Source organism: Chloroflexota bacterium (assembly GCA_014360825.1).
GTDB lineage: Bacteria > Chloroflexota > Anaerolineae > UBA2200 > JACIWT01 > JACIWT01.
Window position 1 is genome coordinate 1 of sequence record JACIWT010000026.1, and the last position, 21,490, is coordinate 21,490.

The 21,490-nt window shown below is 56.2% G+C and carries 17 protein-coding genes; 10 read left to right on the forward strand and 7 right to left on the reverse strand.

Translation table 11 applies throughout. The annotated features are described in order from the left end of the window. The 5 genes from H5T64_11975 to H5T64_11995 all read left to right on the forward strand — a co-directional run. The coding region (locus H5T64_11975) for a hypothetical protein (GenBank protein MBC7265055.1) at window positions 1–732 on the forward strand (732 nt) is incomplete at its 5' end. Window positions 733–767: 35 nt separating this feature from the next. Further along, on the forward strand, window positions 768–1,319 hold the full coding sequence (locus H5T64_11980) for a hypothetical protein (GenBank protein ID MBC7265056.1): 552 nt from the start codon (window positions 768–770) through the stop codon (window positions 1,317–1,319). A gap of 63 nt (window positions 1,320–1,382) precedes the next feature. After that, window positions 1,383–1,745, forward strand: a complete 363-nt coding sequence (locus tag H5T64_11985; protein ID MBC7265057.1) for a hypothetical protein — start codon at window positions 1,383–1,385, stop codon at window positions 1,743–1,745. 323 nt (window positions 1,746–2,068) lie between these two features. After that, window positions 2,069–3,580 carry a hypothetical protein gene (locus tag H5T64_11990; GenBank protein ID MBC7265058.1) on the forward strand — a complete coding sequence of 504 codons (1,512 nt, stop codon included), beginning with the start codon at window positions 2,069–2,071 and terminating at the stop codon, window positions 3,578–3,580. Next, on the forward strand, window positions 3,498–5,051 hold the full coding sequence (locus tag H5T64_11995) for a M23 family metallopeptidase (GenBank protein MBC7265059.1): 1,554 nt from the start codon (window positions 3,498–3,500) through the stop codon (window positions 5,049–5,051). Before H5T64_11990 ends, H5T64_11995 begins: the two co-directional genes overlap by 83 nt. On the opposite strand, the gene H5T64_12000 is transcribed toward H5T64_11995, so the two are convergent. Together H5T64_12000 and H5T64_12005 are read right to left on the reverse strand one after the other, a co-directional pair. Continuing rightward, window positions 5,052–5,981, reverse strand: coding sequence for an FAD-dependent oxidoreductase (locus tag H5T64_12000; protein ID MBC7265060.1), 930 nt, complete (start codon window positions 5,979–5,981; stop codon window positions 5,052–5,054). Window positions 5,982–6,015: 34 nt separating this feature from the next. After that, window positions 6,016–6,858: an SDR family oxidoreductase gene (locus H5T64_12005; protein MBC7265061.1), complete on the reverse strand. Its 843-nt coding sequence runs from the start codon at window positions 6,856–6,858 to the stop codon at window positions 6,016–6,018. A 277-nt stretch (window positions 6,859–7,135) separates the two neighbouring features. On the opposite strand from H5T64_12005, the gene H5T64_12010 reads away from it, so the two are divergent. Further along, the gene (locus H5T64_12010) at window positions 7,136–8,059 is read left to right on the forward strand and encodes a sugar phosphate isomerase/epimerase (GenBank protein MBC7265062.1); all 924 of its coding nucleotides are present in this window, start codon (window positions 7,136–7,138) and stop codon (window positions 8,057–8,059) included. On the opposite strand, the gene H5T64_12015 is transcribed toward H5T64_12010, so the two are convergent. The 4 genes from H5T64_12015 to lpdA are packed head-to-tail and all read right to left on the reverse strand — an operon-like array spanning window position 8,037 to window position 12,190. After that, complete coding sequence (locus H5T64_12015) at window positions 8,037–9,821, reverse strand: hypothetical protein (GenBank protein MBC7265063.1); 1,785 nt, start codon at window positions 9,819–9,821, stop codon at window positions 8,037–8,039. The two genes, H5T64_12010 and H5T64_12015, sit on opposite strands and share 23 nt — an antisense overlap. A 4-nt stretch (window positions 9,822–9,825) precedes the next feature. Next, on the reverse strand, window positions 9,826–10,287 hold the full coding sequence (locus tag H5T64_12020; GenBank protein ID MBC7265064.1) for a lamin tail domain-containing protein: 462 nt from the start codon (window positions 10,285–10,287) through the stop codon (window positions 9,826–9,828). A gap of 10 nt (window positions 10,288–10,297) precedes the next feature. Continuing rightward, on the reverse strand, window positions 10,298–10,789 hold the full coding sequence (locus tag H5T64_12025) for a ClbS/DfsB family four-helix bundle protein (protein ID MBC7265065.1): 492 nt from the start codon (window positions 10,787–10,789) through the stop codon (window positions 10,298–10,300). A gap of 15 nt (window positions 10,790–10,804) precedes the next feature. Next, window positions 10,805–12,190: a dihydrolipoyl dehydrogenase gene (gene lpdA, locus H5T64_12030; protein MBC7265066.1), complete on the reverse strand. Its 1,386-nt coding sequence runs from the start codon at window positions 12,188–12,190 to the stop codon at window positions 10,805–10,807. A 337-nt stretch (window positions 12,191–12,527) separates the two neighbouring features. On the opposite strand from lpdA, the gene H5T64_12035 reads away from it, so the two are divergent. The 4 genes from H5T64_12035 (at window position 12,528) to H5T64_12050 (ending at window position 16,935) form a co-directional block, all read left to right on the forward strand. Continuing rightward, window positions 12,528–12,749, forward strand: a complete 222-nt coding sequence (locus tag H5T64_12035; GenBank protein MBC7265067.1) for a hypothetical protein — start codon at window positions 12,528–12,530, stop codon at window positions 12,747–12,749. A gap of 445 nt (window positions 12,750–13,194) precedes the next feature. Beyond that, on the forward strand, window positions 13,195–14,673 hold the full coding sequence (locus tag H5T64_12040; protein ID MBC7265068.1) for a bifunctional metallophosphatase/5'-nucleotidase: 1,479 nt from the start codon (window positions 13,195–13,197) through the stop codon (window positions 14,671–14,673). A 52-nt stretch (window positions 14,674–14,725) separates the two neighbouring features. After that, window positions 14,726–15,694: a sulfotransferase gene (locus H5T64_12045; protein ID MBC7265069.1), complete on the forward strand. Its 969-nt coding sequence runs from the start codon at window positions 14,726–14,728 to the stop codon at window positions 15,692–15,694. A 122-nt stretch (window positions 15,695–15,816) separates the two neighbouring features. Next, a complete protein-coding gene (locus tag H5T64_12050; protein ID MBC7265070.1) occupies window positions 15,817–16,935 on the forward strand; it encodes a DUF362 domain-containing protein in 1,119 nt (372 codons plus the stop codon). 109 nt (window positions 16,936–17,044) lie between these two features. On the opposite strand, the gene H5T64_12055 is transcribed toward H5T64_12050, so the two are convergent. Beyond that, entirely contained in the window at window positions 17,045–20,473 is a 3,429-nt protein-coding gene (locus H5T64_12055) for a fibronectin type III domain-containing protein (GenBank protein ID MBC7265071.1), read from the reverse strand. Between the last annotated feature and the right edge of the window lie 1,017 nt (window positions 20,474–21,490).

Below are 21,490 nucleotides of genomic sequence, written 5' to 3' on the forward strand. Positions count from 1 at the left end.
GGGGTGGTCATCCAAGTTCCCACCCCCACCCCCGAACGGCCACCAGCGAGTGTGGAAGCGCCGGAACTTTCCGAGTGGGGATTGAAATGGGATGCTGGCCGAAAAGCCTATGTCACCCTGGACAACCGCTACGGCCTGCCCGCCGGCAGCGAGGCGGGAATTTATGCCAAGGAAAAATACTTCGTCAACGGCGAGGAACGCTGGGGCTGGATTGGTCTTAAGCCGGCGGTGATTGAGAGACTTCAGGAACAGTTTAGACAGGGTGGAGAATTCAAAATTCCTTTACCCTTTGACCCAAGGGGGATGGTAGTGGAAATTGAGGAAGAACAGTCTCCCTTTGATCCAACTAAAACATTTATTGGCTTGCGGGGCCTTTATCAAGGGGTTGTTTTTCGAGCTCCATTTGGGGGAACTGTTAGGTTTTCTCATCATTCCGTAACCCCTGATAAGACAGTTATTCAAAGGGTAAAAATTGTAGACACCGATGGAAAACGTTTACTTTTCAATATGAGCCAGATGGAAACGTTAGTTTCTAATCTCCCAGACGGAGAAGATCGCTATATTCGGCAAGGAACCCAACTTTTCAGTCTATCGACTGCCGAAAAGGTAAGGTTTTTCCCCGGAGGGTTTCAGGTAGCAATGGAGGTCTGGAGAGATATTTCGACAACCGGAAGCCTTGGTGTTGTGAATATTCTCGGGCGAGACGGGAACCTGATATTTCTTGTTCCTTGACAGGGTGGTTTTAATCCTTTATCATCAATTATAGAATGGAGATTGCCCGAGAGTCTAAAACCTCAAAGCCCGTTCTGATTATTTTGCTCTCCTTGATAGCATTTCTTCTTGGGTTCAATTTTGCTCTCTCTCGTTACGGTGCCTTTTGGCAAAAGCCCCGACCTGAAATTTCTACACCTCCTCCAGATCTCCCAAAGAAAGAGGAGACCTACATTGGTTGTCCTGTGCCCGAAGAATATTGCAAAGGAGGAGAGAATGTTTTCTATGAAGGGAAAGTTGTTGGAGTAGGATTTGTTTTACCAGAAGGAACGCCAATGTTAGCCGTTTTTGACGGCGAACCAAGACCTGGAGCAGGGGTTGCCCAGGATGGGACCGCTTTTCGGAACATTTACTTAACCAATAACGAGGGTTATCAGGCAACTTACTCTTTTCAAGGCGAAGCAGAAAACTTGCCTTTTGCGGTGAGAAAAGGAGAAGTTATTGGCCGAGTAAATGGTAAACCGGTTTCAGGCTTTGGAAACTTTAGTCTTATATTCAAAGTAAAGAAAGGGAACGAAATTGTACCAATCACAAGCAACAGTTTTTAACTGTGACTAAAAAGCAAATTTACCAAATCGTTTTTGTTGTCCTTTTGTTCGGCGGATTTCTTTTTGGGCCAACTCAGGCTTTTGCTGCCTTTTGGGATCCTTACTGCCCCGGCTCTGGTTGTGAAGATAAAGATATGTCAATTTGCAGAAACCAGGGGGTGGTTCTCAATAATGTTTGTTGTCAGCCCGGCCAAGGTTGTTCCCCTGTTTGGCAGTTTACCTATGCTTATAAATGTGAGGCATGTCTTGAGGAGGGAACCTGCAACTATTACTATCGATATGCATATCATCAATGTGATGCGGCGGACCGGTGTGAGGGGGCGACGGGTGGAGGGAATACAGGGTATGCGGCTAATGGCCACGTGGTGCCGGGGATTTGTGATGCCTCCAAATATAATGGCACTGACCGGAATACCGCTTGTGTGAATGGGAGTTGGTGGAAGACTTGCTGTACTTCGCCGGGCGTTTATCCAGTGACTTATTGCGAAGGCGGAAGGCCCGACCGCAACCTTTGTGCCAATTCAGGAGGGGTTTTGGTTTCCGGGCAGGGCTGCGGGACGGCCGCGACGCCGACGCCGACGCCAACGCCGTCAGATGGTTGTAGACATACCGAGCCTCCGGATTCGGTTTATTGGAGTGCGGGACATTGTTTGGATGCGGTGAATAAAACCGTTACTTGGGTGATGCCAAGATATAACGATTGTAATAGTGTGTGTTGTTCGAGTGTCAACAGTCTGATGCAGATTTGTATGATTCTGGCTGACCAAGATCCTAGTGAAAAATGTGACCAATGGAATACCTGGAAGGCTCAATACTGGGCTACTATGAGTCAGTCTAGTCGTTATTGCCCGGCCTCGGGTAACCCTGTTTATTCTCACACTATTCCTGCGGATAAGTTTTCCGTTGGCAAAAGTTATAAGGTTTGCGTTCGGGACATTAACTGCGATTGGGATGGAGTGTTAAGAACTTCTTCTTGGAGATGTTCGGGAAATTTAACTATTTGCAGTTCGCCCTATTGCTCAAATTTGAAATTAAACGGCCAAAATCCCTTGTCCGTTCCGCCTAACACCAGCGTGAATATGACTTACACCAAATCTCCTGGCAATTCCAGGCCATATCGTTATATTTCCAAGCCTGGAGGAGGTTGGGATTCTCTTAGCAGCGATACTTTTACCGCTCCTGCAACCCAAGGTGACTATCAGGTGATTATTAATCTTTACAATGCCGAATGCAATGCTTTTTGTTCTTGGAATGATGATTGGTACACGGCCAATGCCTGCCCGGCCAGTTCTTACAGCCGAATTGGTTATGATTGCGGGGGAGGATGTAGTGCTACTTTGAGGGTGACGACAATCACGCCGACTCCGACTCCGACTCCAACCCCCACCGCCAGCCCAACGCCGACCCCAACACCGACGGTTCCACCAACGAATTGTCCAAGTTGGGTGAGTTTGGATGATGTTTTGCGGTCGGATGGAAAGTACAATAAGGCGATTTCTTGGCAAAATGTGGCTAATGAAGACGGTTATCGGATTTTACGCTGTACCGGAGCGGGTTGTAACCCAACGCCACCAGCCTTAACAACAGTTGGCAAGAATGTAACCTCTTACACCGACACCAATAATAACAATGGTTTTGGCCCAGGAACTTGGGTTTATGAAATTAGACCGTTTAAAGATGGTTGTGCCGAACTAAATTGTTCTGATTATCCTAATGTGATTGCTACTCCAACCCCAACTCCTACCCCCACTCCCACTGGGGCTCCTTCTTGTACCATTTCTTTATCTCCGGCTGATTTGACTTTGGAGGAGGGGGGAGAAGGGCCGCAGGTAGCCAGTACCAGCGGGACTGTTAACCGGGTTCGCTTTTTGTCCTTGGATCAGAGGTTTGCTTGTGTTTATCCGGTTGACAGCTGTGTTTCTTTGGTTGATGATTCTTCTTTGCCTTATTCAACTACCATCAGAGGAGTTTCCCAAGGCTCAACCCAAATCGTTGGTTATGCTTATTTAAATCCCGATGATGGGAATCCCGATTGTTCGGATCCCACCCCGGTGACAGTGGCTGCTCCTTCAGCTTGGTTTCAAACCCGACCCAACCCGACACGAAACTTGCCAAATCGCGTCATCAGTGATAAAATCCGATCGTTAGCCATCCAATTCAACTGGGAACTCGTTATCCATGACCCTTCGAAGCACCGCACCGCGAATATTGCTGCTCGCATTGCTGCTGGCATCCGCGGCCCCGCTTGCCGCCCGCGCTGATGGCCCTGACTATGACATCCCCCGCAATTGGATTCTGCCCTGGGCCTGCGGCGAGGAGCACCTGGTCACCTGGGATTGGGATGACCACTGGGCAAATGGCCGAGTTCGTGGTTTAGCCATTGATTTTCGAATGGCCACAGGGACGCCTGTCCTGGCCCCCGCGGCGGGGACGGCGTATTTCCGCACCGACACGAGCGCCAGAGCCAGCAACCTGGGGAACTATGTGGACCTATACGTGGGCGATTGTTGGCTGATCCGTCTCGCTCATCTGCGCGATGCGCAATCTGGCAGCCGCAAGGTCCTGGCCGGCGAGCAAATCGGGGTCTCTGGTTCCTCGGGTGCATCGGCACCACACCTGCACCTGGAGATCTTGGTCAAGCGCTTTAATGCCTGGTGGGACCAGCCAGACCTCAGCCAGATGACGGACCTTTTCGGTCACCCGCTGGACGATCTCAGGGAGGGCAACTGGGTTGCCAACGACACCTGCCCCGGCGCCCCTGCCTTAGGCGGTGATCCAATCGTGGAACCACAGACCGCACCACTTGGCGAGCCAGTCGTCATCGCTGTAACGATCCGCAACACCGCTTGGACGCCGCTGGCTTTCGAGGCCATGCAGATAACAGCCACCGGCCCTGCGGGGCAAGAAATCCGCGGCGAGACCAGGGGCACCTGGCGCCTGGACGGCACGGCGCAGGTAACCGTGAGAGTCTCCCTCTGGCCCAGTCATGCGGGAACTTGGCAACTCGGGCACGTGGCCTGCATCTCCGGCGCACAACGCTATGAATTGCCCTCCGGCGGCACTTTTGAAGTGCTGGACTCGCCACTCCGAGTGGTGAGCCTAGATGTACCACCCACCGCAAAAATGGGGCAGAACCTCTCCGTCACCGTGAAGGTCCAGAACACGGGATATCAGGATATATTGGCAGATGACTTGGAGATCCGAGGCGTACAGCCTGATGGTAAGCCCTTTATTGCCCGCCTGTGGGGTCCGGCATGGATCAAAGCGGGGGCTACGTCGCAATTCACCCTGACCAGCGAACTGGTTGCTGCAGCGATTGGAACCTGGAGGCTGACGGAGATCGGCTACATAAAAGAGGGGCATCCCTTTACTCTGGGCCAGGTTCAAGGCCAGACAGTAGTTTCTGGGGCCTCGCCTTCAGTGGAGGAGCTACGCGCCTTCTCCTCGCCAGGCCGGATCACAGTTATCTTCCGTCTGAAGAACGATGGAAGTGAGCCTTTTGCGCCGGATAGCATCGAGGTCTGGGGATGGAAGCCCGACGGTGTGGAGAGTTTCCACGCACAGTCAACTAACCCGATCTCCGTGTTACCCGGCCGCTCTGCTGTGATCGCGTTGAGCACCGAGACGGATGAGATAGCCGGCAACTGGCAGATCGCGGAAGTCGGTTATTGGCTCGGTGGCGCATTTTACCGTTTGGAAGTGGACGAATTACCAGAAGTGTGGGTGCGATAATCACCCTCTGCGTTCCTTGATGTACTCCAGCGCTGCCAGAGCAGCCCGACAGCCATCTCCTACTGCAGTCGCTATCTGGAGGGGTTTGCCAGTTACGTCCCCTGCAGCGAACACCCCGGGCACATTGGTCCTAGTGTCGCGGTCCACCGCGATATAGCGCATCTCCTGGTCCATGTCCAAGCCCAGCGCGGTTGCAAAGCGCAACGCGGAGGCTGAGCCTAACGTGAGGAACGCCGCTGTCACTGGTACCACCTCGCCAGAGTCTAACTCCAGGCCGGTCAGGAAATTATCGCCGCGAAAGGCTACGATCTTGTCGTGTCGAATGGGAATCTGGTGCGCCCGCAACCTTTCCTGGAGCGCTGGGGACATTTCTAGCGGCAAGCCATGAGTGAAAACGGTGATGCGCTCGGTGAATTCAGTCATCTCCAGAGCCTCGGTGGCGGCCAGATTGCCACTGCCGATGAACGCCACCGCCTCGCCAGCATAGAGGGGGCCGTCACACAGCACACATTCGTGTACCCCCTTGCGGTAGAACTCCTCTTCGCCCCGCACCCCAGTGGACTGGCGCTCCGCGCCCGTGGCGATGACCAACGCCAGGCCACGATAAGAGATGCCATCGGCAGTGTGGAGGATAAAAGTACCGTCTGCATGAATGCGCGCGTTCACGATTTCCTTCTCGATAATTTCGGCCCCGAAGTTGCGGGCTTGCTGTATCCCTCGGGCCAAGAGTTCGGGTCCGGGGATAGGTTCTGGAAAGCCCAAGTAAGTTTCGATGTGGCCAGCCTTAGCCAACCGCCCTACTCCAGGCATGGTGAACGCCGCCACTTGAGCACGGCGTCGCGCCGCGTAGATAGCCGTGGAGAGCCCCGCCGCCCCCGCACCGATAATGAGAAGATCACGAGTCTCTTGCCCAGATGTTTCTCTTTCCATTTCCCCATTTATCCCAGCAGAGTAGATAGTGCTACTATCCCGCTCCGGCCATCGTCCCGCCATCTACAGTGATGACCGCCCCATTGACGAAGGAGGCCTCTTCCGAAGCCAGGAAAAGGGCTACCCGTGCCACTTCTTCTGGAAGCCCGCGCCGACCCATCGGACTGCGGCCCTCCCGGGCCCAGCGCAGACGCTCCGGGGCAGCGGCGATGCTTTCGTAATAGGCTCGCTCCTCGGGCTCCAAGGAGGCCAGGAATTCACGGTACTTCGCTTCATCGCCGTAGGCCTCATTGAAGCGCTGCAAATTGCCCGTGCTGATAGATCCAGGGCAAATGCAGACTGCACGGATACCTTGTTTCACGTGATCCAGGGCCAGGCAGCGCGTCAAGTTGATGACACCAGCCTTGGATGCGGCGTAGGCAGCGGCAGCTGGATAGCCGCTCATCCCGCGCGTCGAACCAATGCTGATGATCACGCCCCCACCGCAGTGGATCATCGCCGGCACCGTGTACTTGCAGCATAGAAATGTGCCCTTGAGGTTGACGGCGATAGTGCGGTCCCAATCCTCTTCGGACGTATCGGGCACAGTAGCGAAAACGCCTGTACCCGCGTTGTTCACCAAGATGTCCAGTCGGTGGAAAGCGGCAATGGTGGCCTGCACCATTTGCTGCACTTGCGCGGCAATGGACACATCGGTGGGCAAAGGCAAAGCCCGGCCACCCGCAACGCGAATCTCATCGGCGACACGGCGTATATCGGCCTCCGTCCGGGCCGCTAATGTCACCGCTGCGCCTTCGGCGGCGAAAAGCCTGGCGATGGCTTCACCGATGCCTCGGCCCGCCCCTGTCACAATGGCGACTTTACCCCTGAGTCTCATAAATCCACCTCTATGTGCATTCTAATTCCAGATTGCTATCACGTCAAAGCGAATGGCAGCGGTGTCTAAACGCCGGGAATCGAGCGCGCGTCGCAAGACGCGCTGGAGAAGCGCAGGAAAGTGTATAAACGTAAAATTAACGTTTCCTCATCGTAACTAATTTCACACTTTGGCGTCTTTATAATTGCACTTTGGCCATAAGAAACCATTCCGGACATTCAGAGCATCACGCCAGGTAGGATAGTTCGTCCAGCGCCACACACTGTTAGGGGGCTCCATGTACATCGGCTTCAGTTTGCCCCTCGACCTGGTCTTGGGATGGCTTGAAAGCAGGATTCAGGGCCCTTGGGAAAAAGCATTCCGAGATATCCCTGAACCATTGGCTTTCTTGCATAATCTGGGGATCAGGTATATCGAGCTGAAACTGCCAGTCGAAGCAACACCCGTCGGGGTAAGCACAGCCTACAACCATCTGCGCGACGTCGGCTTTGAGGTCTGCTACCATCTGCCCTCCGCGCACCATTTCGAGCGCGAGCGGGTGCGGAGAACAGCGAAGTCCTACGGTCAGCGCATAAGTGCGTTGACAGAGGCAGTGATCCACAGCGGTGGCAACCCAACAGTTGTGGTCATGCATGGCTATGCCAGCCCCGTTCTTAACAAAAACGTGGTCCACCGGCGCACCATCTGGGTTGGCCGCGTGTTGGCCCACGTGCTCGGCCGCGTTGGCTGGACGGTTTCATTGGAGTTGTGCGCCCAGCAGAAGGGGATCACGCGCTCCGGGGAGACCTATGACGAGATCCTGTATGACGTCGAGCGCGTCAAGTCCGGGCTCCTCCACGCATGTTGGGATTGGGGGAACGCCACTGCCAATGCTCTTCTCGGGTTGATGCCATTCACCCCGCGAGTGGAGTACTTGCAGCGGGTGGTTCACGTGCATGCTCACGATTGCCGTGATGGGGTCACTCACCTGCCCTTAGGCTCAGGCTCCGTACCGTTGGCCGAGTACGCTCGAGCATTAGAAGTTATGGGCTATCAGGGAGCAGTGATCCTGCAACTTTGGCCCGAACTTATGACACAGCCAGCCGAGTTTCCACGCCACGTGGAAGAGAGCGTGTCGCGGCTGATGGACGCCATTAAGCAGCATTCCGCCCTTTCATTGCCAGATTCGCACTCGTATCTTACTCAACCCGCCGCACGATAACCCGGTGCACGATTTCGTCGCCGTCGCCATTGCAGTTAAGGCGAAAATCTGCCCCACCAGGCATGCCGTTGCCGAAATACGCATCGGCCAGTGTCCAAGTGTAATCTACCCAACTATCCGCCGGGCCCAAGTCCGACCCCTTCACTACGGTGCGCACCACGTCTAACCCGGCGCGGTTCTTGTACTCCAGCGCCAGAGTGTCGGTCCCCTGGTTCACGAAAGTTACAGTAACGGTGTAGATGGCCGCGCCCCCGCTGGCTGCCGGCTCTGCGAAGGCCAAAGCAGTCGCATCGTCCACATCAAAGGACATATACGGGTTGCCGGAACCCTGGTCCGTGCGGCGTGCCGAATGCCACGCGTAGGGATGATTACGGGCTGGAGCGGGTATTTGTGCACGCCCTTCCTCGCCCGTTAAGGCCACGGCTTGATTACCGGGGATGTCCCCACGTCGGTAGAGCCAGAAAGCCAGATCGCCGCGGTGTGGTCCCACGCGATGCACTTTCCCATCGCTTCCCATCCATACCACGTCCCCAAGAGTCGTCTCCCGCAACACCGTCCACACGCTCGGCGTATCCTGTGGCGACACGCCCAGATGCGTGCGCACGAAATCCAGGAGCGGGAAACCGGTTACCTGCTCCGCATCGTAGCCCTGGAAGATGTTGACCAACTGGATGTCTAGGATGTCGGGATGATGAGAGAGGGCTTCCATGTAGAACCAATAGGCGCTATCTTGCGCTGTGCCAATGGCGCCTGCGGGCTCGAAACCCACCAGAATATGTCCATGATAGAGGTCGGCGAAGCCTGTTACCCCACCCACCAGTACCCCATCCAGATACGATTCGGCGTTAGGGTGGTCCACCATCATCCCGTTCACCTTCACGCCAGTGGTTGGGTTGGGCAGCGAGACGGCTTTCTCCGCCACTTGGGGGATGAGGTGGAGCGTGGGCTGGATAAAATGCGGCGTGTGAGGGAAGGCAGTGTTATAAGTTTCCATGAGGTGCAGCACCCACTCCTCGAAGGCAGGTTCATTGCCAGACTGATGATATTTGCACGCGCCCAAGTTCTTGCGCTGCGCCGTCTCGCCATCCACGCCGGTAGCGATGAGTACGAAAGCCAGGTTGGAGAACTGGGGGTTTTTGTCGTAGTGGCGGCCCATCTCCAGCACGAATTGGTCGAACCAGTATTGCCAGGTGGGGTCGGCGAAAGGTGGGGTGCAGAAAGGTTTGCATGGGCCAGGGCCATCGGGGTCCAGACAGTCCGAGATAGGCCTGCCCATTTCCTCCCCCACCCAGGTCGGGGTGTAGTTCTGGCCGTAGGAGTCCTCTTTCTCGATCAGATCCCACGTGTTGATCATCAGGCCCACCGGTTTGGGTATCACGGTGCCATCGGGGAGTGTTACAGTCATGGACTGGGCAAACAATATGTAGTCGTCGGTTTTGGTCCAATCATAGACGCCTTTTTCGGGGTTCAGGTCGCGCCAACTGAAACTGGTCCAGCCGCCCAGCGCGCCCACTTGCGGGATGCCGACGAAGTTCTGGCGTTGCCAGTTGGGGTTGCCCCAATCGCCGTTGATCCAGTCGTTCATGACAAAGATGACAGGAGGAAGCGCTTTGATGCCAATGGTAGGAGTCGGCGTTGCAGTGAGGGTCGGAGTGGGTAGAGACGTAGGCGTGGCTACCGGTGTGGGAGTCGGCGTGCAGCCTGCTAAGAGCAGTAAAACGATAAGAGTGGCAACCTTGCAGTAGCGGATAGTACAAGCCATAGGTCTAATATCTCCACCGCGAGATCTGTTGGCCGTCCGCGTCATAGAGGATGGCCTCGTCGCCAGCGTTCCGCCAAATATACGACCTTGTCCAGAATAGATCCAACGGTGGCACATCGATGGCGTCGGGGCCACTGTGGATTCGCACGCGGCCAAGGGCTGGGATTACACAGTCGGCGGGGAAGTAGTAGGTCTGCGAACCAACGACGCTGAGGAGCCTCCAACCAGCCATCGCCTGTGGCCCGCCACGGTTCTCGATGGTCACTATCTCATCAGTCTGGTCGTAGAGGATATCGGCGATGCGCAGGTCACTGGGGCCACCAATGTGGCCGCACTGGGTAATAGGCATGTATATAAGAATGCTGGGGATGGGGGTAACATCGGCCAACTTCGCCGCGCTGGGAGTGCCGAGTAGAAGCAGTGGCAATATCGCCAGCAACAACAGACAGCGGAACGCAGTGTTCATCCCCTGCGCCTCAGGCGCCTGGCTTGATCTTCGCCCGCCACTTTCTGAGCGCCTCGATGTGCTCGCGTTCGTGATCCAAATCGATGAGGATCAGTTTACCCAATGGCCCTACCTGGCTCCACGGGTAGGTCCCTTCGCGCTTTAAGTCCTCATCGTTGATTTCGTCCAGGAGCGCCATCGTCCGTCCGCGCACGGTGAAGAACTCCTCCAGCACCCGCTCCCATGACCAGGCTCGCCGTTCCTGGACGGCACGGTCGTTCCAGTGGTCCAGTTCGCCCTCTTTGATTTCGAAGCAATAGGGTTCACAGCCAGTCTCGAAGAAGTTGGGGAAGGCCTTGAGCGCCTCACCATCCCAGTAGCCAATGTGGCCCACTACATCGTGTACCGACCACTGCCCGACTGCGCCGGGCATTCGTCGCTCACTTTCCTCTAGTCCCTCCACGACCTTCAACAATGCCGCGGAGTTCTCGTTCATCGCCGCAATCAATTCCGCCTTGGTCATCGCTCGCCTCCGTTCTCACATTTTCGGTAGATGGATGGCCCGACCTGCGGCACCCGATGCCGCCTCGGCCAAGGCCTCGCTCAGTGTGGGATGAGCGTGCACGGTGCTCTCGATCTCATCCAGTGTAGCCTCCATAGCGATAGCCAATGCCGCCTCGTGGATCAGATCGCTGGCATGTGGGCCAACGATGTGCACACCCAGCACCTGACCGTACTGCTCATCGGCCACCACCTTTACAAACCCATCGTATTCTCCACTGGCCAGTGCCTTGCCGTTGGCGCGGAAGGGGAACCGCCCGACACGCACTTTATAGCCCTGTTCCACCGCCTGCTTCTCGCTCAATCCAACCGTGGCCACTTCAGGCGAAGAGAAAACGCAAGAAGGGACACTTTCATAGCAGATGGTGCGTTCGTTTCCGAGGGCATTCTCCGCGGCCACCATGCCCTGATGCATTGCCACGTGGGCCAGGAGCATCTTGCCCGTTACATCGCCGACGGCGTAGATGTGCGGCACGTTAGTCCGCAGATGCTCATCCACCACGATCCCGGATTTCTCGGCCTTCACTCCTGCCGCTGCCAGGTCTAGCACCTCGACGTTGGGCCGCCGTCCCACAGCCATGAGCACCAGGTCCCCTTCTACCGTCTTCTGCGTCCCTCCCTGGGAGAAGATCAATCGCGCCGTCCGATCCCCGTGCTCGATGCTGGAGACCTGTGCCCCGACGTACGTCTCCACTTTGAGCCGCTTTAACTGGCGAGCGATCTCGGCCCCCAGTTCTTCGTCCAGCGTGGGCAGAACAGCGGGCAGCATCTCTACCACTGTTACTTTGACGCCGAGTTGCGCGAAAAGGGTGGCGAACTCCACGCCGATGGCCCCTGCGCCGATGATGGCCAGGCTGGCAGGCAGTGACTCCAGGGCCAAGGCAGCAGTGCTATCTATGACCCGCGGACCATCGGCCCCGGGGATAGGAGGTTGGGCGGAGCGAGAGCCGGTAGCGATGATAATGTTCCGGCCCTCGATACGCTGGCCATCCACCTCCACGGTTGTAGGTGATATGAACTTCGCCGTGCCTTTCACTATCTCGACGCCGGCTTTGTCGAGTAAGACTCCCACGCCTCCTGAGAGTCGCTTGACCACGTCGGCCTTGCGTTTCTGCATGACTGGCCAGTCGGGTGTCACATCGCCATTGACCCGGACGCCATACTTCGCAGTATCACGGGCCAGGGTATAGACCTCGGCGCTGCGGAGAAGAGTTTTGGTGGGGATGCAACCCCAGTTGAGACATACCCCGCCCAGGGCTTCTTTCTCCACCAAGGTGACGCTGGCGCCAAGTTGTGCTGCACGTAAGGCAGCCACATAGCCACCTGGCCCCGCACCAATGATGAGGATATCCTTGACAGCCACCACGCGTTCTCCTTTAGCGAAGAGTTGTTGATATTCTACTCGACTGTGGTGGGCGCGCAAAACGGCGCTGGTTGGGATTGGCTCCTCATGATACAAGAATTACGGCCAAGTGGGTAAGGAAGCCTCAGTGCGAATGTGGCGACACACGGCCGTGCATCCCTTATGTCGAATGGCTTGGCGTATCTGATCGGGGAATTTCCGGGGGTATTGACATATTTAGCAGCCCTGGATTTGATCTGTGGGCTGATTCGCACTATAATTTATACCACTTGACAAGACGCAAATAAGTGCAACTCCAGCGAGGATACACAATTGAATTGAGGTGAAGGAAAAGGCGATGACCACAAAACTCCTTGAAAAGGTGTTTTCCGAAATTTCTAAACTCCCCGCCCAAGAGCAGGATACTTTTGCAGCCTGGATTCTGGAAGAACTTGCCTCGGAACACCGCTGGGATGAGCTATTTGCAGGCTCGGAAGATATGCTAGCCGCACTGGCTGAAGAAGCACTTGCCGAGCATCGGGAAGGGCGGACGCAGGTGCTTGATCCAGACAAACTATGAAATCCCGCACAACCGAGCATTTCCGCAAAGCCTTTCAGCAATTGCCGCCACGCATTCAGCGTCGAGCCAGAGAGGCCTACAAACGCTTCATCAAGGATCCATATCATCCGAGTTTGCGCTTCAAGCGAGTCCACCCCACAAGGCCAATTTACTCCGTGCGAATTAGCCTTAACTATCGTGCCCTTGGAATTCTTGAGGGAGATGAGATCATTTGGTTTTGGATTGGCTCGCACGCGGAGTATGATGCGCTGCTCTCACGACGGTAAGGCGGCCCAATAAACTAATTTGGCGGTAGCAACGCCGCAGGAAAAAGCCGCATCGTTGTGAGTTGTAATGTGCAGACATTTGGATTGTGCAAATGAATGTGCCGGCGTAAAACGTAAAGGTTCGGTCAATCAGAACTCGTTTGGCGACACAAATCGCATTTATGGAAAGGAACGCTCACATGAAAACCAAGAAATTCACCATCTTGCACTCAAATGACATGCACGGGGATTTCTTCGCAGAACTCAAAGGGGCTGAAGGCCGCCTTGTCGGTGGACTGTCCATACTCTCCGGCTATATCAACAAGGTGCGAAGGGAAGAAGAAAATGTCCTGTACATCATCTCGGGCGACATGGTACGGGGGTCGCTGATTGACTCTGAATACAAAGGAATCTCCACCATCGAGATCATGAACTACCTGGCGCCGGATGTCGTTACACTGGGGAACCACGAGTTTGATTACGGGCTTCCCCACCTGCTCTTCCTCGAGAAGATGGCTAATTTCCCCATTGTTAACGCCAACCTGTATATCCGCAAGTACCAGAAGAGGCTGATGCGCCCATACCTCATCATAAACAAGGCAGGTTTTGACATCCTGTTCATTGGCGTCATCACCGAATCCGTCTTGGACGCATTGCAGATGGATGGAGAAATTGCCAGTTTCATTTCGTTAGAGGAAGCAAGCGCCGAGGTGGGGAAAATATGCAATGCTTACAAAGATGAGGACATTGACCTGACCATCCTTCTCACCCACATCGGCTTCGACTCGGACAAAGAACTGGCAGCGCTGCTGAAACCGGAGTGGGGTGTGGATATGATTATCGGCGGCCACTCCCATACCATTCTCGAGCAACCAGTGATGGTCAACAACGTTCTGATTGCGCAGGCGGGTGTCGGCACAGACCAAATCGGGCGGTTCGACATCGTGGTGGACGATGATACCAACAGTATCGTAGAGTACAAATGGCAACTCATCCCAGTAGACAACCGCCTTGCCGAACCGGACGCCGAACTGCAGCGTTATATTGACTCATTCAAAGAAGTCGTGGACAGGAAATATAACACGATCATCTGCAAGTTCGCGCAGAAACTAACGCACCCGCGGCGGGAGGAAGAAACAGCGCTGGGGAACCTATTCGCGGACATCTTTGCCGAGCGAGCCCAGGTGGACGTAGCGTTGATCGGCAGTGGCTCTATCCGGGCACCCGAGTTGGGCCCACTGGTTACCTTGGGCAACCTGAAGGCTGTCTTCCCGTATGATGGCCCGCTTTTCAAGTGCGTCGTCACTGGCGCGCAGTTGAAGAGGATCTTCGCCTACGTTATGCGGGCCGAAAATAGGACGGGTGAGGGAGATTGCTATCAGATCAATAGAGGCGTCCGTGCAGTTTACGATGAAAGGAATAGGAGGCTGGAGTCGCTGACCGTCCAAGGCCAACCGGTGCAAGACGACAGACGCTATACCATCTGCCTGCAGGATTATCATTACAAGAATTCCGCTAAGAAGATCAGTCTGACAAATGAAGAACTGGCCGCTCTTGAGCCCCCGCGTGTTGTCACGACGTCGGTCTGTGATGTGCTCGAGGAATACCTGCGGGGACACCAGAATCTGAACAGCAAGGTCGAAGGGAGGCTGGTGTACAAAAATATCCCATCAGCCTGATCGCAAGCCTTCGCCCAAGGACCCAAAATATGCGAAGTGACCGGGAGCGAGAATGAAGATCATCATCGCCGGCCACCCTCGTGGGGGCACTACCTGGTTCGCCCACCTGTTACGGGCACATCCGAAACTCCGCTTGGTACTGGAGCCGTTCAACCACACTCGCAACCAGAGCATGGAACTGCACGGTCTGAGGGGCGAAATCATCCATCGCTTGGGCGAATGGAGACAGACAGATACCGATGTGTACGGGAGGATTCGCCGCCGACTGGGCCAGGGAGTGCTGGATCGTTACGCCGCCGCGTGCTGTGAGTACGAGCGGAATCTGCCCTGGGTTCCCTCAGCGGCACTCACAGAGGCGCAACGCCAGGCATTGGCAGATATGGTCAACGTTTTCTTTCAGGCCACCCAGGCGGATGGGTTCAAAGCAGTGTGGGCGGGGTTGAAACTGCCCGTCTTCTACGAGGCTGTCCGCGCCCTTGACCCAGACACGCGACTGATCTTCCTCCAGCGCGACTTCGACGGCGTCCTGGCTTCCTGCCACAGGCGAGATTTCTGGTACTGGTTCGAAACGCCCCACCATAACCTCTATGCCCACCGGGCATCCCTCTCGCCCGACTGTCGCCTGATCGCCGATGCCTTTGGCGATTGGACCCTGCCCCCGCAGCGCCTCTACACCTGCTGGTTGGTGCTCAACTACAACGACATCCAGGACACGGAGCGTTGCGGTGGGCTGGTGATGCGCTACTCTGACCTAACACAAGATTGCCTGACCACAGTGGAAAGAGTTCTGCGCCACCTGGGCCTGGAGGTAACTCAGCAGGTACAATGCGCTGCTCGGAACACGAATCGCGATGCCAGCGATAACCCATACGATGCGCGGCGCGATCTATCTCGCCTTCGGCGTGAGAACGAGGAGATCGCCAGTGCTTACGATGGCCTGCTTCGTGAGGCGCGCCGCCGGACCTTGGCGCTGCGGAGATATGTCAGTCGACCAGAGTTGTTGGAGGCATTGGCGCCGTAAGGAGAGTGTAGCACGTCACGCCCCTGAGTGCCAGACATTCCTGTTGTTGTTTGATAGGTCAATTTATGCTACAATCCAACCGCAACGCTAATTTGCTCACAACTGGGATAGGAAGGCGTACTATGACAACGAAAGCGAAAGTAGCAGCACTCTACACCAAGCCCGAGACGGTGTTGGACGACTACGAACGGCTGATACACCTGGCCGATTTCACAAAGTACTTGGACCCCGGCACCACTACCATCCTGAAGGACAATATCTCTTGGCACTTCCCCTTCCCTGGGGCAAACACCACTCCCTGGCAACTGGAAGGGATCATCTTGGCGCTACAGAGGGCCGGTTATACCGACCTCTCGTGTGTGCAGAACAAGACGGTGGTGATCAACACCTTCAAGGGCGAAGACCTCAACCACTACGTGCCCATCTTCCGCCACTATAATATCCCCGTGCTGTACAACTTCATCCCAGAGGATATGGCTTGGGTCCCCTACCAGCCGAAAGCGGAGATGCTGGTCCTGGACAAAATCTTCGACTGGGGCATCCGCATCCCGGATTACTTCCTGGGCAAAAACATCATTCACCTGCCGACGGTCAAGACCCACATCTACACTACGACCACGGGCGCGATGAAGAACGCCTTCGGAGGGTTGCTGAGCACCTATCGGCATTACACCCACTCCTGGATTCACGAGACGCTGGTGGACTTGCTCGCGATCCAAAAGGAAATCCACACCGGCATCTTCGCCGTGATGGATGGCACCACGGCGGGCAACGGCGAGGGGCCGCGCCTGATGACGCCGGTGACGATGAACATCATCCTGGCCTCTGGCGATCAGGTGGCAATTGACGCGGTGGCGGCGAAACTGATGGGCTTCGATCCGCTCTCCATCGGCTACATCCGCCTGGCCCACGAGCGGGGGCTGGGGGTAGGGGACGTGCGCGAGATCGAACTGGTGGGCGACGATATCTCCGGTGAGGAGTACCACTTCCACGTGGGCTACAACGTGCACCGCTTCCTGGCCTGGCTGTCGTGGTATGGGCCCACTAAGGTCTTCCAGAAACTCATCTTCCGCACCCCGCTATGTGCCATCCCCAACCTGGTGAGCGAGGCGTACCACGATTATTGGCGCTGGCCGACGAAAGAGCGCAAAATCTACGAACGGTGGCGCGGGGATTCGCCGTGGGGACGGCTGTTCGTGGAGTATGAGCAGCGCGGCATCATCGGTGCGCCCGGGGTCTAATCAGGTTGAGGGGCGTAAAAAGGCAGAGCTACCGCTCCCTACCCTATCAGGGTGCGGTAGCTTTTGTGTTCGCACCAACAAATATCAGCAGATTTTGATCGGGTATGACCTAGTCGCTCGTCCCAGGGGATACCAACGTAATGGTGGGATCGAAGGCAGTGCCGTCATAGTAGTCGTTCCCGCGTTGGGCGATGCGGAAGTATATGCTATCGCCGACGGCCACCTCAGTGGTGAGGTCGAACGCGTATCCCACCCCATCATTGAAAGCCAGGGTGCGTTCCCACAACTTGGTGGCATTCTTCCAGATGCTCACGATGACCCCATCCCCACCGCCCGTGTTCGACTTGCGAGCATTACCCGTGATGCGCACCGTCCCCGTCACCGGACTGCGCCACCGCCGGGCCGCCTCGTAGATGCTGGGATGGCCACCATCCCCCCACAAAAGACACCACTGGGTGCCCGGAGCTTTCCACTTATCACCTGAGACAGTCATATACCGATAGGTCGAACTAACCCGGTACTGGTAATACCACTGGTTGGCCCCCTGCTCCAAACTGAAGCCCGTGCTGGCCCTCCAAGCAATGCCTGATGGCGTCGAAGTCGGCGTGGGTGTGATGGTCGGCGTGCGTGTAGCGCCGCCAGTGGGAGAGGGCGTGGGAGAGGGGCCAGTGATCAACGTGATGGTGGGGTCGAAGGCCGTGCCGTCGTAGTAGTCGTTCCCGCGCTGGGCGATGCGGAAGTAGATGCTATCGCCGACGGCCACCTGAGTGGTGAGGTCAAAGTCGTACCCCACACTATCATTGAAGACCAGGGTGCGCTCCCACAACTTGGTGGCATTCTTCCAGATGCTCACCGTAACGCCATCCCCACCGCCCGTGTTCGACTTGCGAGCATTGCCCGTGATGCGTACCGTCCCCGTCACCGGACTGCGCCACCGCCGGGCCGCCTCGTAGACGCTGGGATGGCCACCATCCCCCCACAGCAGACACCACTGGGTGCCCGGAGCCTTCCACCTGCCACCTGAGACCACCATATCCCGATAGGTCGAGCCATCCCAGTACTGGTAATACCACTGGTTGGCCCCCTGCTCCAAACTGAAGTCCGTGCTGGCCCTCCAAGCAATGCCTGATGGCGTCGAAGTCGGCGTGGGTGTGATGGTCGGCGTGCGTGTAGCGCCGCCAGTGGGTGAAGGCGTGGGAGAGGGGCCAGTGATCAACGTGATGGTGGGATCGAAGGCCGTGCCATCGTAGTAGTCGTTCCCGCGCTGGGCGATGCGGAAGTAGATGCTATCGCCGACGGCCACTGGGGTGGTGAGATCAAAATCGTGCCCGAGACTATCATCGAAGGCCAGGGTGCGTTCCCACAACTTGGTCGAGTTCTTCCAGATGCTCACGATGACCCCATCCCCACCGCCCGTGTTCGACTTGCGAGCATTGCCGGTAATGCGCACCGTCCCCGTCACCGGACTGCGCCACCGGCGGGCCGCCTCATAGGTGCTGGGATGGCCACCATCCCCCCACAGAAGACACCACTGGGTGCCTGGAGCCTTCCACCGCCCGCCTGAGACCAGCATATCCCGATAGGCCGAGCCGTCCCAGTACTGGTAATACCATTGGTTGGTTCCTTGCTGTAAACTGAAGCCTGTGCTAGCCTTCCAGGAAGTGCTTGATGGTGGCATGGGTGTAGGCGTGCGAGTGCGCGTAGGCGTGCGGCTAGGAGTCGGCGTGGGCGCTGTACCACGAAGCCAGAAGGTGGCCGAACAGTACTCACAATCTGTGGCACTGAGCCAGACTACGGCATCATTTCCATTCGGGTGTCCAGGCAAAGCGGGTTCGACGTGATCGGCCCAGAACCCTGGGGGAGGAGTCACCTGCACACGCCAAGGAGCCCTACAGTCGGAAGTGTAGAACGACCAGAAGCCGTCGGGCTTGCTGATAGTCTGATCAATCGCCTGCCAGTAGCCTGTGGACCAGAACTGTAACGATAGGGTGGCTCCGCCGATGCCAACCGAGTTGGCCACGTTGCGGACGTAGCCACTGACATTACGCGGGCAGTTGCCAGGCGGTGGTGGGGTGCACGTAGGCGTGCGAGTTGGTGTTATGGTAGGCGGTGGACCAGCAGTAGCAGTCCGCGTAGGAGTGGCCGGGGTGGTACCGGGACAGGCTTGTGTGGTAGCGCAGGCGGTGTCGCTAGGATCAGACTCGAAGCTGCTTCTGTATGCCTTCACATAGAAGCAATAGCTTGCGCTGCAATTCAATCCTGTCACCTGGTAGGAAGTGGAACTGGTGGAGCCGATGTACCTGCCATCGCTGTAGTAGACCTTGTACCCATCTTTCTCGCCGCCGGGATCGTTCCACGAGAGGTTGATCTGGGAACCGGACACTGCCGAGGCCGTTAGGCCCGTTGGCTTGTTTGGCACGACGGTGAAGTTGCACGTGCTACTCCAGCCCGTCTCTATCCCTGCACTGCTGCTCTTGCCCTTGACATGCCAGGAATAGTTGCCGCACCAGAGTTGCCCTGGGTTCCAAGATGTACTCCCGATCCATCCCGAGCCAATGGTGCCTGCAGGGCCACCCCAGTACTCCGCGTAGTACTGGCTACAGTTGCCGCTCCAAGAGAAGTTCACGCTGCTGCTCTGGTTAATTCTAAGACCATTGCACGGACTTGACGGAGAAGGTGTGTTGCACGTGGAAGAAGGGCAGTTGGGGCTGCTGAAGACCTCAAATGACGAGACGTTGTCATTAAGGCCCACACCGTTATCAAAAGTATCACCAGCAAAGTCGCTGTCATCGCCACTGCGACAGATAGAGCCTCCCCCGCGATCGGAGTGCTCGTACAGTCGGACTGACCAGCCAGATGGGACCCTGACGGAGGAGGCCTGGTCGTTGAAAGAGCCAGGGACGTTTTGCCAGCCGGTCGTAGAGCGTATAACGTAGCCACTTCCTTCCCCCTCGCCACCGCAGTTATAGTTGTTGTGCTTGTAGAGGATGAGGCCACCCGATTGAGGGCAATCCGGTGGCGGACTACAGTTATAATTCTTATTAAAATGCCGGTTGCCGCGAGGCGAGTAAGCTGCATTGCCCGCCTTATCCCAGATATCTAGGCCGAGGGTCACCTGACCATCTGGAACACCATCATTACACATGTCCCAGTCAAATTCAAACGGCGAGGAAGTGAAATCAGGCCCTACCTGACGCCAACTCCCGTTGTTGTAGTAGGCCGTAAAGTGCGCCTTTTGCAAACCACTACCGCCGGAGTTATCTTGAGCCCAGCCAGCCAAGTGCACAGTGCGGCTCGTGATCGTTGCCCCTTCGCTTGGGCTGGTGATATCGCCGTCAGGGGGCGTACTGTCAACGCCACCCTTGTATCCAATGAACCGTCCGCCCTTGCTTTGGTACGTAGTCCGGCTGTAGGACCATGATCGGGTGCACCCACCAGTTGCGCCACCAGGGCAATTGCCGTTTTGCTCCAGGACAACCACATTTTTGGTGTTGGGATCCACGCTCGTTACGTAGGCAACATGGGGATATCCCGGCATACACAATACATATCCAGGTTGTGGATCCTCGTATATCGGGAAACCAGCCTGTTGCGCAGCCGTGATCCAGTTGGCTGGACTCCCCCAACTCGTATCACCGAAGTCCGGCCGTCGATATCGCGCATACCAGGTACAATTGCCAGGCCGACAGTCACTGCACCCCTGAGCGATACACTTGCTCTCGTCGCCCCATCCAGAACTAGGATTGTCACAAGCTTTACCTGTGCAACTGCAGCACCACGCGCAGGGGTAGGGGTTATTCGTTGGATCGTACTCGTTGCAACAGTAATGCTGAATGACCAAAGACGTTGCCCCTACTGGCTTCAACTCCGGCAATAGGGTGACATTAGAGAACTCCCCAGACTCCAATCGAAAGCTATCCAAGATAGCTCGAAATTCATCCACGGAAGCCGGACCTGCTAGACGAAAAACGGTACCTCTCGTGCGCCAAATTGCAACATAGTACTCCACGCCTGGCTCCACCTTTCGTAGGAAGACAGCAGCGGGACAACCAGCAACTATGGCATTTGGAGCCGTAGGCAACAGATTGTCTTCAACCCATCGGTAATTTTGATACCAGTCTAGGAGGGATAATCCGGCAGAGTCTTCAAAGACATCCAGAAGGAGGTAATGCGTGGGCCCATGCCACAACTTCCACCTACTGCGGATGACTGATTCAGGCGCATCCGATGAAGAGACTTCTTCCCGTTGCACACCCCATTTAGTGCTAGCACGGAAAGAGAATCCATAGATTGGATCCGTGTAGACCAGCGATAGGGTGCCCATAGTAGTAAAGCTCGGGATCGAGGAAGGGTATACTGTGCCTAGATCGGCAGTAACAAAGTTGTTGCGGGTGAAGGGATCGGCACCAACAGACTTTGATTGTCCCACAGGCAAGATGCTCGTGAGGACCAGAATCCCCACAATTATTACATAGAAGAGGGCTTTCCTTCTCATTGTTATGCCTCCTCTGCTTCTAAAAGACCACGCGCCGCGAAATGGTTTGCTCCGCATGCT

Excerpts from the sequence above, each read along its gene's own strand:
- H5T64_11980 (MBC7265056.1), top strand. The coding sequence starts at position 768 with ATGGAGATTGCCCGAGAGTCTAAAACCTCAAAGCCCGTTCTGATTATT.
- H5T64_11990 (MBC7265058.1), top strand. The coding sequence starts at position 2,069 with ATGATTCTGGCTGACCAAGATCCTAGTGAAAAATGTGACCAATGGAAT.
- H5T64_11995 (MBC7265059.1), top strand. The coding sequence starts at position 3,498 with ATGACCCTTCGAAGCACCGCACCGCGAATATTGCTGCTCGCATTGCTG.
- H5T64_12000 (MBC7265060.1), bottom strand. The coding sequence starts at position 5,981 with ATGGAAAGAGAAACATCTGGGCAAGAGACTCGTGATCTTCTCATTATC.
- H5T64_12005 (MBC7265061.1), bottom strand. The coding sequence starts at position 6,858 with ATGAGACTCAGGGGTAAAGTCGCCATTGTGACAGGGGCGGGCCGAGGC.
- H5T64_12010 (MBC7265062.1), top strand. The coding sequence starts at position 7,136 with ATGTACATCGGCTTCAGTTTGCCCCTCGACCTGGTCTTGGGATGGCTT.
- H5T64_12015 (MBC7265063.1), bottom strand. The coding sequence starts at position 9,821 with ATGGCTTGTACTATCCGCTACTGCAAGGTTGCCACTCTTATCGTTTTA.
- H5T64_12020 (MBC7265064.1), bottom strand. The coding sequence starts at position 10,287 with ATGAACACTGCGTTCCGCTGTCTGTTGTTGCTGGCGATATTGCCACTG.
- H5T64_12025 (MBC7265065.1), bottom strand. The coding sequence starts at position 10,789 with ATGACCAAGGCGGAATTGATTGCGGCGATGAACGAGAACTCCGCGGCA.
- H5T64_12035 (MBC7265067.1), top strand. The coding sequence starts at position 12,528 with ATGACCACAAAACTCCTTGAAAAGGTGTTTTCCGAAATTTCTAAACTC.
- H5T64_12040 (MBC7265068.1), top strand. The coding sequence starts at position 13,195 with ATGAAAACCAAGAAATTCACCATCTTGCACTCAAATGACATGCACGGG.
- H5T64_12045 (MBC7265069.1), top strand. The coding sequence starts at position 14,726 with ATGAAGATCATCATCGCCGGCCACCCTCGTGGGGGCACTACCTGGTTC.
- H5T64_12050 (MBC7265070.1), top strand. The coding sequence starts at position 15,817 with ATGACAACGAAAGCGAAAGTAGCAGCACTCTACACCAAGCCCGAGACG.
- H5T64_12055 (MBC7265071.1), bottom strand. The coding sequence starts at position 20,473 with ATGCCGGGATATCCCCATGTTGCCTACGTAACGAGCGTGGATCCCAAC.